Annotated in this window: 11 protein-coding genes; 5 read left to right on the top strand and 6 right to left on the bottom strand. The window is 70.8% G+C overall.

The genetic code is table 11. From position 1 onward, the window contains the following. Positions 1–125: 125 nt before the first annotated feature. Positions 126–1,805 (top strand): glycoside hydrolase family 13 protein, encoded by a 1,680-nt coding sequence (locus ACZ4AA_RS00790; RefSeq protein ID WP_467593149.1) that lies wholly within the window; start codon positions 126–128, stop codon positions 1,803–1,805. 106 nt (positions 1,806–1,911) lie between these two features. Here the strand turns inward: ACZ4AA_RS00790 and ACZ4AA_RS00785 are convergent, their stop codons facing one another. Continuing rightward, a complete protein-coding gene (locus ACZ4AA_RS00785) occupies positions 1,912–3,960 on the bottom strand; it encodes a carbohydrate-binding module family 20 domain-containing protein (protein WP_467593147.1) in 2,049 nt (682 codons plus the stop codon). A gap of 195 nt (positions 3,961–4,155) precedes the next feature. On the opposite strand from ACZ4AA_RS00785, the gene ACZ4AA_RS00780 reads away from it, so the two are divergent. The 3 genes from ACZ4AA_RS00780 to ACZ4AA_RS00770 all read left to right on the top strand — a co-directional run bounded on the left by ACZ4AA_RS00780 (position 4,156) and on the right by ACZ4AA_RS00770 (position 11,602). Beyond that, positions 4,156–5,538, top strand: coding sequence for an alpha-amylase (locus ACZ4AA_RS00780; RefSeq protein ID WP_467593144.1), 1,383 nt, complete (start codon positions 4,156–4,158; stop codon positions 5,536–5,538). A 144-nt stretch (positions 5,539–5,682) separates the two neighbouring features. Next, positions 5,683–11,082 carry a pullulanase-type alpha-1,6-glucosidase gene (pulA, locus tag ACZ4AA_RS00775; RefSeq protein ID WP_467595056.1) on the top strand — a complete coding sequence of 1,800 codons (5,400 nt, stop codon included), beginning with the start codon at positions 5,683–5,685 and terminating at the stop codon, positions 11,080–11,082. 157 nt (positions 11,083–11,239) lie between these two features. Then, positions 11,240–11,602 (top strand): 5-carboxymethyl-2-hydroxymuconate Delta-isomerase, encoded by a 363-nt coding sequence (locus ACZ4AA_RS00770; protein ID WP_467593141.1) that lies wholly within the window; start codon positions 11,240–11,242, stop codon positions 11,600–11,602. Between the two features lie 56 nt (positions 11,603–11,658). Here ACZ4AA_RS00770 and ACZ4AA_RS00765 read toward each other — a convergent pair whose 3' ends face one another. From ACZ4AA_RS00765 to ACZ4AA_RS00745, 5 genes are all read right to left on the bottom strand, one after another. Continuing rightward, on the bottom strand, positions 11,659–12,360 hold the full coding sequence (locus tag ACZ4AA_RS00765) for a TetR/AcrR family transcriptional regulator (RefSeq protein ID WP_467593139.1): 702 nt from the start codon (positions 12,358–12,360) through the stop codon (positions 11,659–11,661). 57 nt (positions 12,361–12,417) lie between these two features. Continuing rightward, a complete protein-coding gene (locus ACZ4AA_RS00760; RefSeq protein WP_467593136.1) occupies positions 12,418–13,470 on the bottom strand; it encodes a PDR/VanB family oxidoreductase in 1,053 nt (350 codons plus the stop codon). Continuing rightward, entirely contained in the window at positions 13,467–14,387 is a 921-nt protein-coding gene (locus tag ACZ4AA_RS00755) for a metal-dependent hydrolase (protein WP_467593134.1), read from the bottom strand. The genes ACZ4AA_RS00760 and ACZ4AA_RS00755 overlap by 4 nt, the downstream gene beginning before the upstream one ends. Positions 14,388–14,552: 165 nt before the next feature. Continuing rightward, positions 14,553–16,481, bottom strand: coding sequence for a hypothetical protein (locus ACZ4AA_RS00750; protein WP_467593130.1), 1,929 nt, complete (start codon positions 16,479–16,481; stop codon positions 14,553–14,555). Between the two features lie 50 nt (positions 16,482–16,531). Next, positions 16,532–17,041 (bottom strand): tetratricopeptide repeat protein, encoded by a 510-nt coding sequence (locus ACZ4AA_RS00745; protein WP_467593128.1) that lies wholly within the window; start codon positions 17,039–17,041, stop codon positions 16,532–16,534. A 154-nt stretch (positions 17,042–17,195) separates the two neighbouring features. Here ACZ4AA_RS00745 and ACZ4AA_RS00740 point away from each other — a divergent pair, with 154 nt between their 5' ends. Further along, positions 17,196–17,624, top strand: a complete 429-nt coding sequence (locus tag ACZ4AA_RS00740; RefSeq protein ID WP_467593125.1) for a hypothetical protein — start codon at positions 17,196–17,198, stop codon at positions 17,622–17,624. Positions 17,625–17,680 lie beyond the last annotated feature (56 nt).

Here is a 17,680-nt window from a genome sequence, read left to right as displayed (position 1 = left end):
CCGCCCCGAAGCCTTCCGCCCCGTGCTCCCGGCCTCGTGCGAGCAGGGGTCTGCCCCCACAGCCGATTTCCTCCCCCTGCCCGGCCGCGCCCGGACGCGGGGACCCTCATCGCATCAAGGACGCCATGAGCCAGCACCCCGCCGACCAGGCCCCGAACTCCGTTCTCGCCACCGTCGCCGCGCATCGCGACTGGTGGCGCGACGCGGTGATCTACCAGGTCTATCCGCGCAGTTTCGCCGACAGCAACGGCGACGGCATGGGCGACCTGGAGGGCGTACGTTCCCGACTCCCGTACCTGCGCGACCTCGGCGTGGACGCCGTGTGGCTCAGCCCCTTCTACGCCTCGCCGCAGGCCGACGCCGGCTACGACGTGGCGGACTACCGTGCCGTCGACCCGATGTTCGGCAACCTGCTGGACGCCGACGCCCTGATCCGCGACGCCCACGGTCTTGGCCTGCGGATCATCGTCGACCTCGTGCCCAACCACTCCTCGGACCAGCACGAGTGGTTCAAGCGCGCGCTGCGTGAGGGCCCCGGCTCCTCGCTGCGCGACCGCTACCACTTCAAGCCGGGCAAGGGCGAGAACGGCGAACTGCCGCCCAACGACTGGGAGTCCATCTTCGGCGGCCCGGCCTGGACCCGGGTCACCGAGCCGGACGGCACCGCCGGAGAGTGGTACCTGCACCTCTTCGCGCCCGAGCAGCCCGACTTCAACTGGGAACACCCGGCCGTGGGCGACGAGTTCCGCTCGATCCTGCGGTTCTGGCTGGACATGGGCGTCGACGGCTTCCGTATCGACGTCGCGCACGGCATGGTCAAGGAGGAGGGCCTGCCCGACCTCGGCGACCACGACCAGCTGAAACTGCTGGGCAACGATGTCATGCCGTTCTTCGACCAGGACGGCGTGCACGACATCTACCGCCAGTGGCGCACGATCCTCGACGAGTACTCGGGCGAGCGCATCTTCGTCGCCGAGGCGTGGACGCCCACCGTCGAGCGCACCGCGAACTACGTGCGCCCCGACGAGCTGCACCAGGCCTTCAACTTCCAGTACCTGGGCTCCCACTGGGACGCGGAGGAGCTGCGCGCGGTGATCGACCGCACGCTCGACGCGATGCGCCCGGTCGGCGCGCCCTCCACCTGGGTGCTGTCCAACCACGACGTGACCCGGCACGCCACCCGCTTCGCCAACGAGGCCGGCCTCGGCACCCAGATCCGCACCGCGGGCGACCGCGAGCTCGGTCTGCGCCGGGCCCGCGCGGCGAGCCTGCTGATGCTGGCGCTGCCCGGCTCGGCCTACGTCTACCAGGGCGAGGAGCTCGGCCTGCCCGACGTCGTCGACCTGCCGGACGAGGCGCGCCAGGACCCGGCCTTCTTCCGGGGCGCGGGCCAGGACGGCTTCCGCGACGGCTGCCGGGTGCCGATCCCGTGGACCCGCACCGGCTCCTCGTACGGCTTCGGTGACGGCGGCAGCTGGCTGCCGCAGCCGGCGGAGTGGGCCGAGCTGAGCGTCGAGGCGCAGTCCGGCGTGGCCGGTTCCACCCTGGAGCTGTACCGCGACGCGCTCGCGGTCCGGCGGGAGCGGGCCGACCTCGGCGCGGGCGACACCGTCACCTGGCTGACCGCTCCCGAGGGCGTACTCGCCTTCCGCCGCGGCGACTTCGTCTGCACCGCCAACACGGGGAGCGCGGCCGTGACCGTCCCCGCCCACGGCCGGGTGATCGTCGCCAGCGGCGAGGTGACCGTCTCGCAGGACGGCACGGCGCAGCTGCCCGCCGACACCACCGTCTGGTGGGCCCTCTGACCCACGCGTGACCTGACCCGCGCGTGATCCGACCCGCGCGGAAGCGGTACCCCGGTCCTGACCACCGGGGCACCGCTTCCGTGCGGGTCTCTCCTTTCCGCGGCCGCTACTGCCAGGTGTCGCTCACGGTGTACCCGGCGCCCGAGCCCGTCGTGTAGGAGCGGTTGCTCCCGGACTCCCAGGTCACCGTGCCCGAGGCGTCCTTCTTGATGTACTTGTACGTGAAGGCCGTCGACCTGGGCACGATCGCGAGCCGGCCCCAGTACGGGTACGAGGCCGAGGACAGCGGGATCGCGTCGGCGGTGTTCCACGAGCCGAGCGCCGGGACCGAGCCGACGACGTACACGTCGGTGCCGTAGACGGTCGTCGCGGTCACCCCGAAGGTCAGGTCGGTGGCGTCGGCGTCGGCCACGTTCCAGGAGTTCTGGGCCGTCACGGCCGCCGTGCCGGTGGTCAGGGTCCGGTTGGCGTTGGACTCCCAGGTGACGTTCCCCGAGGCGTCCTTCTTGATGTACTTGTACGTGATCGCGCTGTTCGCCGGGACGGAGACGTCCGCCTTCCAGACCGGGTAGCCGGAGGAGGACAGCTTGACCGCGTTCGCCGTGTTCCAGCCGCCGAGCGCGGCGGCCGAACCCACCACGTACACGTCCGTGCCGGAGGTGGTCGACGCGTACTCGTCGAAGGTCGCCGTGACGGTGCCCGGATCGGTGCCGCCGCCCCCGCCGCCGCAGTTGACGGTGCAGACGTAGTGGGGGTCGTAGAACGCGACGGCGCCCTTGGCGGGCACGGTCAGTGAGGCCCTGCCACCGGTGACGGCGACCGAGGTGGCGCCGCTGTCGATGACGTTCGGATAGGTGCCGTCCGCGAGGCCGGTCGTATACGTGTACGTGGTGGCGCCCGAGGTGTTGTTGAGGGCGACGAAGCCGGCGCCGCCCCGGCCGAAGCCGATCACGTTGGACGCGGGGGACTGCCAGTTGGAGACGGCGTACCCGGCGGCCGCGTTGTGCCAGCCGATCATGCCGGAGACCGCGGGGTCACGGTCCAGGCAGTACCAGCCCGAGGAGCAGTCCGTGTCGGTGACGAATCCGCCGCCCGAGTTCGGCGGTGCCTGGTCGCTCTGGCTGAAGGTCCAGCCGGAGTACACCGACGGCCGGCCGTAACCACGCGCCAGCTGGTAGACGTTGGCGAGGACCGCGGTGGCGCCGTCCTTGTAGCCGAGCGAGTAGCCGTTGCGCTCGGTGTCGTGGTTGGTGACCATGGTGTTGGAGTGCGCCTCGGCGACCAGTCCCCAACTGCTTCCGAAACTGGACAGGTTGGCGATGTCGCCCTGGAACTGCGCCTTGATCTGGGAGGCGAAGGCGAAGTCGAGGACGTCACCGGTGCCGTAGTACTCGTCGACGGAGGGCGGGGTGCCGGGATAGACCTCCTGGGTGATGAACGGCGCCGAGCCCGAGGTCGTGGTGTGCAGTGCGCCGACGATGGCGCTCATGTCGGCCGCGTCGATGTGTTTGGCCGCGTCGACGCGGAAGCCGTCGACGCCCAGGTCGATCTGCGCGTTGAGAAAGCCGGTGATCTTCGAACGGACGTTGCTCTCGGCGGTGTCCAGATCGGGCAGGCCGAGCAGTTCGCAGTGCTGCACCTGGTAGCGGTTGGTCCAGTCGGTGATGGTCGTGGTGCAGTCGTCGCTGTCGGCCGGGTCGTAGTCCGGGGTGTCGTACTTGTTGGTGACGACCGTGCCGTTGTAGCCGGTGCCGGTCTGGGCGGCGGTGTGGTTGATCACCGCGTCGGTGTAGACCTTGATGCCGGCCGCGTGACACGTGTCGACCATGGCCTTGAAGCCCGCCGCCGTGCCGAAACGGCTGTTCAGGTTGTAGGAGTACGGCTGGTAGACGTCCCACCAGTAGTAGTTGGCCTGCTTCAACGACTCCGCGGGCGGGGCCACTTGGACCGCCCCGTAGCCGGCCGGGTCGAGCACGTTCGTACACTCGGACGCCACGGACTTCCAGTTCCACTCCCACAGGTTGGCGATCACGTCGCCGTTGGGGACGCCGGTGTCCGCCGCCGCTGCCTGCTCGGCCGGCACCGCGGCCAGGCCGCCGAGCGTCAGCGCCACGGTCACCAGCAGCCGGGAGACCCTTCTTCGTCGTAAGGCCATCGGGGATGCGGCTCCTCTCCGGTTCGGTCAGCGCGGCCGCGGGGACGCGGAGCTGACCCGTGTGGAGCGTGGGACCGCCCAAGGGGGCGCGTCAATAAGGAAGTTGAAAGTTATTTCGACATCTTGCTGAAACATGATTGCAAGCGGTACGTTCCGATCCCCCCACCCGCACGACGTAGTGCAGGAGTAGACGACATGGCAAGGAAGACGCTCGCCGCCTCGTTCGCCCTCGTGGCTGGCCTGGCGGTCTCGGTGACCGTTCCCCCCGGTACGGCCGCGGCCTCGCCGCCCGGAACCAAGGACGTCACCGCCGTCCTGTTCGAGTGGAAATTCGACTCGGTCGCCAAGGAATGCACCAACACGCTGGGCCCGGCCGGGTACGGCTACGTCCAGGTGTCCCCGCCCGCCGAGCACATACAGGGCTCGCAGTGGTGGACCTCGTACCAGCCCGTGAGCTACAGGATCGCCGGACGGCTCGGCGACGCCACCGCCTTCAAGAACATGATCAGCACCTGCCACGCGGCCGGCGTGAAGGTCGTGGCGGACACGGTCGTCAACCACATGGCGGCCGGCTCCGGCACCGGCACGGGCGGCTCCTCGTACACGAAGTACAACTATCCGGGCCTCTACTCGTCCGCCGACATGGACGACTGCACGGCCACCATCAGCGACTACACCAACCGCGCCAACGTCCAGAACTGCGAACTCGTCGGGCTCGCCGACCTGGACACCGGCGAGGAGTACGTCCGGGCGACCATCGCCGGCTACATGAACAGCCTGCTCGGCTACGGCGTCGACGGGTTCCGCATCGACGCGGCCAAGCACATCCCGGCGGCCGACCTCGCCAACATCAAGTCCCGGCTGAGCAATCCGTCCGTCTACTGGAAGCAGGAGGCCATCTACGGCTCGGGCGAGGCCGTCCAGCCCACCGAGTACACCGGCAACGGAGACGTCCAGGAGTTCCGCTACGCCTACGACCTCAAGCGGGTCTTCAACAACGAGAACCTCGCCTACCTGAAGAACTACGGCGAGGGCTGGGGCTACATGAGCAGCTCCGTCGCGGCCGTCTTCGTCGACAACCACGACACCGAGCGCAACGGCTCGACGCTCAACTACAAGGACGGGGCGAACTACACCCTCGCCAACGTCTTCATGCTCGCCTACCCCTACGGCGCCCCCGACATCAACTCCGGCTACGAGTGGTCGGACGCGGATGCAGGGCCCCCCAACGGCGGTACTGTCAACGCCTGTTGGCAGGACGGCTGGAAGTGCCAGCACGCCTGGCCGGAGATCAAGTCGATGGTCGCCTTCCGCAACGCCACCCGTGGACAAGCGCTTTCCAACTGGTGGGACGACGGCAACGACGCCATCGCTTTCGGCCGGGGCAGCAAGGGCTTCGTGGCCATCAACCACGAGACCTCGTCGCTGAGCCGGACCTACAGCACCTCCCTCGCGGCGGGAACGTACTGCGACGTCCAGAACAACACGAGCATCACGGTGAACAGTTCGGGCCAGTTCACGGCGACGCTGGGCGCCAACACGGCACTCGCGATCTACGCGGGCAAGTCCACCTGCTGAAATCCCTTTCCGCATGTTGCAAGACTCTTGCTGTAAACCTTGCGTGAGCGATACGGTCACGCGGGCGTTCGGCATCGTGGCCGAAACGCTGCGCGGGGTCGGACCCGAGTACGCCGTAATCGCTAGGAGTTCACGACTGTGGACCTGATACCGAGAGGGCTGGCGAGCCGCTTCAGCCGCCCCAGGCTGCGTGCAGCCGTCCTCGCCGCCGCACTGGCCGTATCGCTTGCGCAACCCCTTGTGGCGCGGGCCCAGACCCCGCCCGCACCGCCGTCGGACGCGAAGCTCGCCGCCGAGCCGTCCCGGCACGACTCCACCCGTGACCAGTTCTACTTCGTGATGCCGGACCGCTTCGCCAACGGCGACACGTCCAACGACCAGGGCGGACTGACCGGTTCGAGGCTCTCGACCGGTTACGACCCCACCGACAAGGGCTTCTACCAGGGTGGCGACCTCAAGGGTCTGACCAAGCGGCTCGACTACATCAAGGGCCTCGGCACCACCGCCATCTGGATGGCGCCGATCTTCAAGAACCAGCCCGTCCAGGGCACCGGCAAGGACGCGTCGGCCGGCTACCACGGCTACTGGATCACCGACTTCACCAAGGTCGACCCGCACTTCGGCACCAACAAGGACCTGGAGACGCTGATCTCCAAGGCCCACGCCAAGGGCATGAAGGTCTTCTTCGACGTCATCACCAACCACACCGCCGATGTCGTCGACTACAAGGAGAAGTCCTACGACTACCTCTCCAAGGGCGCCTTCCCGTACCTGACCAAGGACGGCAGGCCCTTCGACGACGCGGACTACGCGGACGGCGCCAAGGGCTTCCCCCCGGTGGACAACGGCTCCTTCCCCCGGACGCCCACGGTCCCCGCCGCGAAGAAGAACGTGAAGGTCCCGTCGTGGCTCAACGACACGACGATGTACTCCAACCGCGGTGACTCCACCTACGCGGGCGAGTCCACCACCTACGGCGACTTCTCCGGCCTCGACGACCTGTGGACCGAGCGTCCCGAGGTCGTCAGCGGCATGGAGAAGATCTACGAGAAGTGGGTCCGGGACTTCGGCATCGACGGCTTCCGGATCGACACCGTCAAGCACGTGGACATGGAGTTCTGGACGCAGTGGGCGACCGCCCTCGACGCGTACGCGGCCAAGCACGGGCGCAAGAACTTCTTCATGTTCGGCGAGGTCTACTCCGCCGACACCTCGATCACCTCGCCGTACGTCACGCAGGGCCGGCTCGACGCCACCCTCGACTTCCCGTTCCAGGACGCGGCCCGCTCCTACGCCTCGCAGGGCGGCAGCGCGCAGAAGCTCTCGTCCCTGTTCGCGGACGACTACAAGTACACGACCGACAAGGCCAACGCCTACGAGCAGGTCACCTTCCTCGGCAACCACGACATGGGCCGCATCGGGTACTTCCTGGACCAGGACAACCCCAAGGCGACCGACGCCGAACTGCTGAAGAAGGACAAGCTCGCCAACGAGCTGATGTTCCTCAGCCGCGGCAACCCCGTCGTCTACTACGGCGACGAGCAGGGCTTCACCGGCTCGGGCGGTGACAAGGACGCCCGCCAGCCGATGTTCGCCTCCAAGATCGCCGACTACCTCGACGACGACGAGATCGGCACCGACCGCACGGCCGCGAGCGACGCCTACGACACGAACGCGCCGCTCTACAGGACGATCAGCGCCCTGTCCGAGCTGCGCAAGAACAACCCGGCCCTCACCGACGGCGTCCAGACGGAGCGCTACGCCGCCGACGGCGCCGGCGTGTACGCCTTCTCCCGCACCGACGCGAAGACCGGCACCGAGTACGTCGTCGCCGTGAACAACGCCGACGAGGCGAAGTCGGCCACGTTCGCGACCGGTTCGGCGAACATGACCTTCCGTGCCCTGTACGGGACGTCCGCCTCGGCGGCCAGCGACGCGGACAAGAAGGTCACCGTCACGGTCCCGGCCGGATCGGCGATCGTCCTCAAGGCCGCCGGCCGGCTCGCCGCCCCCGCCTCCGAGCCCACCCTGACGCTGAAGGCCCCCGCCGCGGGCGCCACCGGCACCGTCGAACTCTCGGCGGACGTCACCGGCGGACAGCTCGACCGGGTCGTCTTCGCCGCCCAGACCGGCAACGGCGCCTGGCACACCCTCGGCTCCGCCGACCACGCCCCGTACAAGGTCACCCAGGCCATCGGCAAGGACGTACCGGCCGGAACGGCCCTGCGCTACAAGGCCGTCGTCGTCGACTCCGCCGGACGCACCGCGGGCGCGACGGCCGAGTCCACCACCGGCACCGCGCCCGCCCCCGAGATCCCGGCGGCCTCCTCGCGCGACTACGCGGTCGTCCACTACAAGCGCACCGACGGCGACTACACCGACTGGCGCCTGTACGCCTGGGGCGACATCGCCGACGGCGAGGCCACCACATGGCCGGCCGGCCACGACTTCGTCGGCCGCGACGCCTACGGCGCCTTCGCCTACGTCAAGCTGAAGCCCGGCGCCTCCAGCGTGGGCTTCCTGGTCATCGACAAGGACGGCAACAAGGACGTCGCGAGCGACCGCACGATCGACGTCACCAAGACCGGCGAGGTCTGGGTCGAGCAGGGCAAGGACACCGTCCTCACCGAACAGCCCGACCTGCCCGCCCAGGACAAGACCAAGGCCGTCGTCCACTACCACCGCGCCGACGGCGACTACGCCGGCTGGGGCCTGCACGTGTGGACCGGGGCCGCGACGCCCACGGACTGGACGAAGCCCCTGGAGCCGGTGCGCACCGACGCCTACGGAGCCGTCTTCGAGGTGCCGCTCGCCGAGGGCGCGACCAGCCTCAGCTACATCCTGCACAAGGGCGACGACAAGGACCTGCCCACCGACCAGTCGCTGGACCTCACGGCGAACGGCCACGAGGTGTGGCTGCTCGGCGGCCAGGAGAAGTACCTGCTGCCGCAGCCCAAGGGCAGCGCGGCCGCGCTCGACCTGACCACCTCCAAGGCGGTCTGGATCGACCGCGACACGGTCGCCTGGAACGGCTCCGACGCCGCCGTCTCCACCCAGCTCCTTGCCTCCCACGACGGCTCCATCGCCGTCAAGGACGGCGGGCTGACCAGCGACGACGAGCGCTGGCTGCGACTGGAGAAGACCACCCTCACCGACGCCCAGAAGGCCAAGTTCCCCTACCTCAAGGCGTACACCGCCTGGTCGGTCGACCCGCGCGACCGCGCCCGGGTGCGCTCCGCGCTCGGCGGTCAGCTGGTCGCCTCGCAGCGGGCCGCGAACGGCGCCGTGCTCGCGGCGACCGGCGTGCAGACCGCCGGAGTCCTCGACGACCTGTACCCCGCGACGAAGGCGCACCTCGGACCGGTCTTCCACCACGGTGTCCCCACCCTCTCGGTGTGGGCCCCGACCGCCCAGTCGGTGAGCCTCGACCTCGCCGGCTCCACCGTCGCCATGAAGCGTGACGGCGCCACCGGCGTCTGGTCCGTCACCGGCAGGAAGTCCTGGACGGACAAGCCCTACCGCTACGTCGTCAAGGTGTGGGCGCCGAGCGTCCGCAAGATCGTCACCAACAAGGTGACCGACCCCTACTCGGTGGCCCTGACCGCGGACTCGGAGCGCAGCCTGGTCGTCGACCTCGACGCCAAGTCCACGGCCCCGTCCGGCTGGTCGGCGCTCAAGAAGCCCAAGGCCGTACCGCTGCGGGACGCGCAGATCCAGGAACTGCACGTCCGTGACTTCTCGGTGGCGGACAAGACCGTCCCCGCGAAGGACCAGGGCACCTACCTCGCGTTCACCGACAAGAACAGCGACGGCTCCAAGCACCTGAAGAAGCTGGCGAAGTCCGGCACTTCGTACGTGCACCTGCTGCCCACGTTCGACATCGCCACCATCCCCGAGAAGAAGGCGGACCAGCAGAGCACCGACTGCGACCTCGCCTCCTACGCCGCCGACTCCGAGAAGCAGCAGGAGTGCGTGGCGAAGACCGCCGCCAAGGACGCCTACAACTGGGGCTACGACCCGTACCACTACACGGTCCCCGAGGGCTCCTACGCCACCGACCCCGACGGCACCGGCCGCACGGTCGAGTTCCGCAAGATGGTCAAGTCGCTGAACGAGGACGGCCTCAGGGTCGTCATGGACGTGGTCTACAACCACACCGCCGCCAGCGGCCAGGCCGACACCAGCGTCCTCGACAGAATCGTCCCCGGCTACTACCAGCGGCTCCTCGCCGACGGCAGCGTCGCCAACTCCACCTGCTGCTCCAACACGGCGACCGAGAACGCCATGATGGGCAAGCTGGTCGTCGACTCGATCGTCACCTGGGCCAAGGAGTACAAGGTCGACGGCTTCCGCTTCGACCTCATGGGCCACCAGCCCAAGGCCAACATCCTCGCGGTCAGGAAGGCCCTGGACGGGCTGACCCTCGCCAAGGACGGCGTCGACGGCAAGAAGATCATCCTGTACGGCGAGGGCTGGAACTTCGGCGAGGTCGCCGACGACGCCCGCTTCGTCCAGGCCACCCAGAAGAACATGGCCGGTACGGGCATCGCGACCTTCTCCGACCGTGCCCGTGACGCCGTCCGCGGCGGCAGCCCCTTCGACTCCGACCCCGGCGTCCAGGGCTTCGCCTCGGGCCTCTACACCGACCCCAACTCCTCGACCGCCAACGGCACCCCGGCCGAGCAGAAGGCCCGCCTGCTGCACTACCAGGACCTCATCAAGGTCGGCCTGACCGGCAACCTGGCCTCGTTCCACTTCACCGACTCCGACGGCAAGGAGGTCAAGGGCTCCGAGATCGACTACAACGGCCAGCCCGCCGGCTACGCGGCCGCGCCCGGTGACGCGCTGTCCTACGCCGACGCGCACGACAACGAGTCGCTGTACGACGCGCTGACGTACAAGCTGCCCGCGACGACGAGCGCCGCCGACCGGGCCCGCATGCAGGTCCTGGCGATGGCGACGGCCACCCTCTCGCAGGGTCCGTCCCTCTCCCAGGCCGGCTCCGACCTGCTGCGCTCCAAGTCCCTCGACCGCAACTCCTTCGACAGCGGCGACTGGTTCAACGCCATCCACTGGAACTGCCAGGACGGCAACGGATTCGGGCGCGGCCTGCCGACGGCCGCGGACAACTCCTCGAAGTGGCCTTTCGCCAAGCCGCTGCTGACCTCCGTGAAGGTGGGCTGCGACCAGATCGACGGCACCTCGGCCGCCTTCCAGGACCTCCAGCGGATCCGTTCGACCGAGAAGGCCTTCTCGCTCGCCACGGCCGCCCAGGTGCAGTCGCGGCTCTCCTTCCCGCTGTCGGGCAAGGACGAGACCCCCGGAGTGATCACCGCGCGCCTCGGCGACCTGGTGATCGTCTTCAACGCGACCCCGGAGCAGCAGAAGCAGACCGTCGGCTCCCTGGCCGGGACCGCGTACACGCTGCACCCGGTGCAGGCGAAGGGCTCGGACTCCGTCGTCAAGTCCTCGTCCTACACGAAGGGAACGGGCTCCTTCACCGTTCCCGCCCGCACGGTGGCGGTGTTCACCCGGACCCCGTGACCACGGCCCGACCCGACGGGGGCGGCCCCGGACACCCTGAGCACGACGGGTGTCCGGGGCCGCCCCCGTCCACCGTCTCCCGCCGTCCGTCCTCGACCGGGCGGGGCGGCTAGGGTGAGCCGGAGACCCCCTGAGAGCCCCCGGAACAGGAGTACCCATGCCGCAGATCACCGTCGAGTTCTCCCCGGCACTCGACCACGTCGACTGGCCCGCGTTCGCGCTCGCGCTGCACCCCGTGGTCGTCGAGACGGCCGCCGCACGGCTGGAGGCGTGCAAGACCCGCACGCTGCGGACCGAGGACGAGATCGTGGGCGACGTGGTGGGCGGCGGCACGGGCCCGGCCATCGTGCACGTCACGCTCGCGCTGCTCGCGGGCCGCAGCGACGCGACCAAGGCGAAGCTCTCCGAGGCCACGCTGGAGCTGCTGCGCAAGCACATCGAGCCCGCCGACGGGGTCACGCTCCACGTCTCCACCGAGGTGCGCGACCTCGACCCGTCCTACCGCAAGTTCGAGGAGTGACCCCCGCCCGGTGAGATCGGCGCCTCAAGGCTCCGGCGCCTCAAGCTTCCGGCGCCTCAGGCCTCCGGTGGCGCGGCGAGGGCGAGGAGCCGGACGGCGAGGTCGGTGAACGGCCCGTCGCCCGGTTCGTTCCGCAGCCCCTTGCGCAGCAGCGCGGCGACCTCCGGGTCGTAGGCGGCGCTGACCGCGGCCAGGGCCGCGAAGTCGTGCACGAGCTGCACCTCCAGCTCACCGCGCTCGATCCGCCGCCCGTCCAGCCAGATCAGTGCCGTCGACTCGACGAGCGAGATCCATGAGCGGATCACCAGCTCCAGCCGGGCGGGCGGGTCCTGGACGTCCAGATGCGACAGGATCTGGAGGTAGGCCGCCTGCCGTACGCCGTCCACGAGCGCGTTGGTGGTCGACGAGCCCACGGCCGGACCACCCCGCATCAACGCGGCGAAACCGGGCCCGTGATCGTCCACGAAGTCGAAGAAGCGGCGCATCACCCGCAGCAGCCGCGCGCCCAGCGGCCCGTCCGGGGGCTCCACGAAACGGCCCGCGAGATCGTCGGAGGCCCGCTGCAACGCCGCTTCGTACAGGCTGAGTTTGCCCGGGAAGTAGTGGTACACCAGCGGCCGGGAGATGCCCGCGGCCGAGGCTATCTCGTCGATGGAGACCTCGTCGGGCGAGCGTCGGCTGAACAGGTCGAGGGCGACGCCGATCAGCTGCTGCCGTCGCTCCTCGACACCCATCCTGCGGCGTACCCCGGTTGTCATGCGGACACTTTACCGATCGGCTCCGGCCCGGAACGGGCCGGTCCGGGCGGGGGGCGTTCACATGTCCAGCACGATGCGCTCGCCGCGTGTGCGCGAGACGCAGATCAGCATCGAGTCGTCACGCTCCGCGTCCGTGAGCAGTTCGTCGCGGTGCTCGACCTCCCCCTCCAGGACGCGCTGCCGGCAGGTTCCGCAGAATCCCTGCTCGCAGGAGTAGAGCGTGCCGGGCAGCGCCTCGCGGACCGCCGCGAGGACCGTCGAACCGGCGGGCACGGTCACCGTGCGTCCGCTGCGCCGGAGTTCGACCTCGAAGGCGGTGTCGCCCGCGCCGGGAGCGGAGGCGGTGAACCGCTCCAGGTGCAGGCTCACCCCGGCCGGGATCCGCTCCTCGACGGCCGCCATGAGTCCTTGCGGACCGCAGCAGTAGACCGCCGTCCCCGGGGCGAGGTCCGCGAACAGCGCGTCCAGGTTCGGCAGTCCGTCCTCGTCCTCGGCGACGACGGTGACCTGCGCGCCGTCCTGCTTCTCGATCTCCTCGAGGAACGGCATCGAGGCGCGCGTCCGGCCGCCGTACAGCAGCCGCCGGTCGGCGCCCTCCGGCAGGGCCCGCAGCATCGGCAGCACCGGGGTGATCCCGATACCGCCCACCACGAAGACGTAGGCGGGCGCCTCCACGAGCGGGAAGCGGTTGCGCGGTCCGCGCACCTCGACCCGCGTCCCCTCGCGGAGCCGCTCGTGCACCTCGCGCGATCCGCCCCGCCCGTCCTCGACGAGCCGGACCGCGATGGTGTACGAGGAGCGGTCCTCCGGGTCCCCGCACAGGGAGTACTGCCGTACGAGCCCGGAGGGCAGTACGACTTCGAGATGGGCCCCCGGCTCCCATGGGGGCAGGTCCGTGCCTTCCAGCCGCATCAGGACGACACCGTCGGCGACGCGCTCGTGGCGCCCGACGGCCAGCCGCAGGGTCCGTGAGCGGGGCCGGCCCGAGACGGGGTCCTCCAGCGCGGGCAGCGGCCACAGCGGGGACGCCCCGATCCGGCGGCGCAGCGCGCGCCGTACGAGCACGGCCGCCCCGGCGACGGCGACGACGGTCGCGAGCCTCGGCGTCACGCGGCACCCGCGGCCTTCTCGGCGGCCGAGGCGGCGGTCGCGGCGGGGGAGGAGGCCAGATAGGCGGCCGCCTGCTCGGTGGAGCCCTCCTGCGAGGGGTGGTAGGAGCGGCTGAGATAGCGGGGGATCGACTTCAGCAGGTCCCCGGTCGGCGGCAGCACGCCCCGCTTTCCCGCGGTGTAGAAGTGCTTGAAGCTCGCCCGGCCGTCGACGAGCGTCGGATCGTTCTCCATGAAGAAACGGGCCCCGCGCTGCCACAGGAACACGAGCGCGGTGAACGCGGTCGCCCAGGTCCGCGCCCGCCGCCGGTAGCCGCCGTCGAGGTGCACGAACAGATCGAAGGCCACCGAGCGGTGCTCGACCTCCTCGGCGCCGTGCCAGCGCATCAGGTCCAGCATGACCGGGTCGGCGCCGCGCCGGTCCAGCTCCTCGGAGTTCAGGATCCAGTCGCCGAGGAAGGCGGTGTAGTGCTCGATCGCGGCGATCAGGGCGACCCGCTCCATCAGCCACCAGCGGCGTGCCCTGCCCGGCGGGAGGGTCCGGTCGCCGAGGAGCTTCTCGAAGAGCCAGTCGACCTGCGCGGTGTACGGCGTCGGGTCGAGCCCCAGCTCTGCCAGGTGGGGCAGCACCTCGTCGTGCGCCTGCGAGTGCGTCGCCTCCTGTCCGATGAACCCGATGACGTCCTGGCGCAGCTTCTCGTCGCGGATGAGGGGCAGGACCTGCCGGTACACATGCACGAACCACCGCTCGCCGGCCGGCAGCAGCAGGTGGAGTACGTTCATGGTGTGCGTGGCGAAGGGCTCGTCGGGCACCCAGTGCAGGGGGGTGTCCTCCCAGGAGAACGACACCTTGCGCGCCTTGAGGGCCGTCCGCTCGGACTCGACCGGCCGGGGCAGCCGGCCCTGCGTGTTAGACATGGCGTCAATGTACTGACGGGTAGACGCCCGGAGAAGCCCTCTGCGCCCACTTGTTTACACCTGCGTCAGCAAAGCGGCAGGTGTGTGCCGGCGAAGCGGGCGCGTGCCCGCGTCGGTCGAGCGGCCGGTGTGTCCGTGCCGGCGTCGCGACCGGTCTCCTGGTGGTCAGCGCAGCCCGGTGATGCCGCGGCCGTCCGTCAGGGTCCCCTTCAGCTCGGCCTGCGCTCCCTGCGTGGCCCGTACGGTGAGCAGGGGGCCCGGCGCGGAGCCGCTCACCCCACCGGTCGCCCGGACCGACGCGGTGCCCTTGCCGCCCGCCGCGAGGAGATACCAGAACCCACCGCCCGACTTCCACAGCACACCGGCCAGCACATGCGGATCGCGGGAGCCGCACGCCGGGGAGTTCTCGGCCTTCGCGGCGACCGCCCCGTACACCCCACCGGGAGTACGGAACTGGGCCAGCACCCGGGTGCCGCCGCCGCGCCAGGTGTCGGCCCGTGTGCACACCCAGGCCGCCGAGCCGCTCCCGTCGGGCAGCGGCTGGCGCGCGTACTCCCAGGCGTTCACGCTCCGCACGCCCTGCGAGCGCATCGTGGCCAGCGAGCACGCGAACGGCGCCCACTCCCGCAGGTTCTCCGCTCCCGCCGCCTCCCGGGGCGCGGCCGGCCGGCCCGCGGTGAGGTGGGCCGGGATCAGCTCGCCGAGGTCGCTCAGCAGCCGGGTGCCGGAGGCGTCCTGGACCTGGAGCACGTTCCACGACGTGCACGCGCCGCTCTGCGGGGGACCGGCCAGCGGTGAGGTGGAGCCGTCCGCGGACAGGGTGAGGTCCATCGCCCCCGCGGAGGGCTTCAGCAGGTCGCGCTCGGCCGCCTTGGTCACCCAGGGCGCCGTCAGATAGCGGACGTTGCCGTCGGCACGGCCCAGCACCACCGCGCCGGCCTCCGCCCCGTTCGCCCCGTCGGCCCGCGCGAAGTCGAGGGCCGCGCCGCCCGTGCCGTCCTTCGGCTCGGCGTAGCGCGCGATGCGCAGACCGTCGTACAGGAGCACCACGCGCGCCTGGTCGACGACGCCCGCGTACAGCAGCTGGGGTGGTCCTGGCGGAGCGCCGGAGGGGGTGCCGGGTGTCGCCGAGACCTGGACGGACTCGCCGGGCCTGGCCCAGACCGCGAGCGCGCGGCGCAGCAGCGCGGTGTCGCCGACCAGGCCGCCGCGGGCCGGCCAGACGGAGAAGTCGGTGCGCGCGGACGACTCCCAGGCCGCGGGCGCCACCCGCTCCAGCCGGGCCGGGTCGAGCGCGGCCTCGGCGGCCGGGTTCTGCGCGTACGAGGGGGCCGCGGCGCCGTCCGGGCCCCAGCCGTCGCCCGGCAGCGCCAGCAGCGCGCCGCACACGGCCGCGGTGGCGGTGGCGGCGAACGCGGCCCGCAGGTGCTGCCTGCGCCGCAGCAGATCGGTGGGCCGGGCCTGGAGCGAGCAGGGGTCGAACTCGGGGGAGTCGAGCAGCGCGTCCCGCGCCTCGACGCCCGAGGCCTCCTTCAGTGCCGCGGCCGGGTCCCCGACGCCCGCCGCCGACAGCACCCGGCGCAGCGGCGCGTCGGCCAGCTTCTCCAGACCGCGCAGCACGTAGGCGGCGCGGGCCGGTCCGGAGAGTGTGGACAGCCGCTGGTCCAGGGCGAGTTCGTCGGCGCCACCGGAGCGGGGGAAGAGCCGCAGGCCCCACACCTGGGGCAGGAGCGGAGGCAGCTGGGACCGCTTGGGCCACGCCCACCGCCTCAGCGGCAGTCCCGCCTCCAGCGCCGCGCGCACCACCTGGAGGCGTACGAACGCGTAGCCCGGGTCGCCGTCGCGGCCGCCGCCGCTCTGCTGCGCCGGGATCGCCGAGGTGTCGCCCGCCGCCCTGCCGCGCGGCAGGGCGCGCTGGGCGAGGGCGTGCGCGGTCAGCACCCGCCGGTTGCGGCCGAGGCTCGGCGGAAGCATCAGATAGGCGAGCCGGACCAGCCGCGGGTAGTGCTCGACGAGCGCGGCCTCGGCCTGCTCGACGTCGACGACAACTCCGGAGGAGGGCGCGGGGCGCGGGGCTACATCCTGTGACTGCACGTTCAGCAGAACGAGCGAATCGGCGGATGGTCACCGGCCCCGCCGAGGACTCAGTCCGCGGATTCCCCGGGTTCCACGAGAAGGCGCGCGTAGTTGGCCATCGACCGCTGGTAGCGCGGCAGATGGGGGGCCAGGGCGCCGATCACCAGGGCCAGGCCCTCGCGTTCGCGGCCGAGATCGGCGAGGCACAGTGCCAGGCAGGCCCGCACCGCGTCGTCCAGTTCGTCCGAGGGCGCGACCAGTTCGGGGGTGAGGAGCTTGACGCCCTCGTCCGCCTGCCCGATGTTGCGCAGTGAACTGGAGAGCTGGATCCGCGCCCGGCGGCCCTTGTACCCGCTCAGCCCCCGGGCCAGCGCCTCCCGGTACAGGGGGACGGCCTTGTCGGAGTGGCCCGTCGAGTCCCAGGCGCAGGCCCGCTCGAAGGGGCCGAGGGGGCTGTCCGCCGGCAGTTCGGCGACCAGCGCGTCGATCACCGCGCGGAAGTCCGCCGCCCGCTCCTCCTCGTAGTCGTCGAAACCGGCCCAGGCCGCCGTCGTACGCTCTTCCCAGTCTTCGTTCACGGGTGCCACCCTCGCACAGCCGTGTTCCCGGCGGTACCGGGTTCCCCCTCCGCGGGGGCGGATTGAGCGCCGGGCGGTCCGGAGCCGTAATCGAAGGCAGAGCCCTCGCCGGGGCTCTTCTCGGCGTGAACGCCGACAGGTACCGGAGGAACGTATGAGGTTGACACGCGGGAAGCTTCTGACCGGGGCGGCCGTGGCCGCCCTGCTGGCACTGACCGGCTGCGGCGGCGGATCGGACGGCAAGGGCGCGGCGGCCAAGGACACCGTCCCGCCCACGGCCACCGGCAGTCTGGAGGAGCTGGCCGCCGAGGTGAAGTGCAAGCCGAGCATCCAGACCGACGCGGACGAGATCCGCCAGGGCGTCTGCGCGATCACCACCGGCAAGTTCATCCTGGCGACCTTCGCCACCGACCGCGGTCAGCGCGATTGGCTCAACGGGGCCAAGGACTACGGCGGTTACTACCTCGTGGGCGCCAAGTGGGTGGCCGTCGGGGACCAGAAGATGGTCACCACGCTGCGCGGCCGGCTCGGCGGGACGCTGGAGCAGGGGGCCTCGCACTCCGGTCATCAGCACAGCGGCTGACCGCGCGGGACCCGGGTCAGCGACAAGAAGGCCGGTGGCGGGAGATCCCGCCACCG

The organism is Streptomyces sp. NPDC024698 (assembly GCF_055559015.1).
This window is presented reverse-complemented; position numbering and strand designations above follow the sequence as displayed.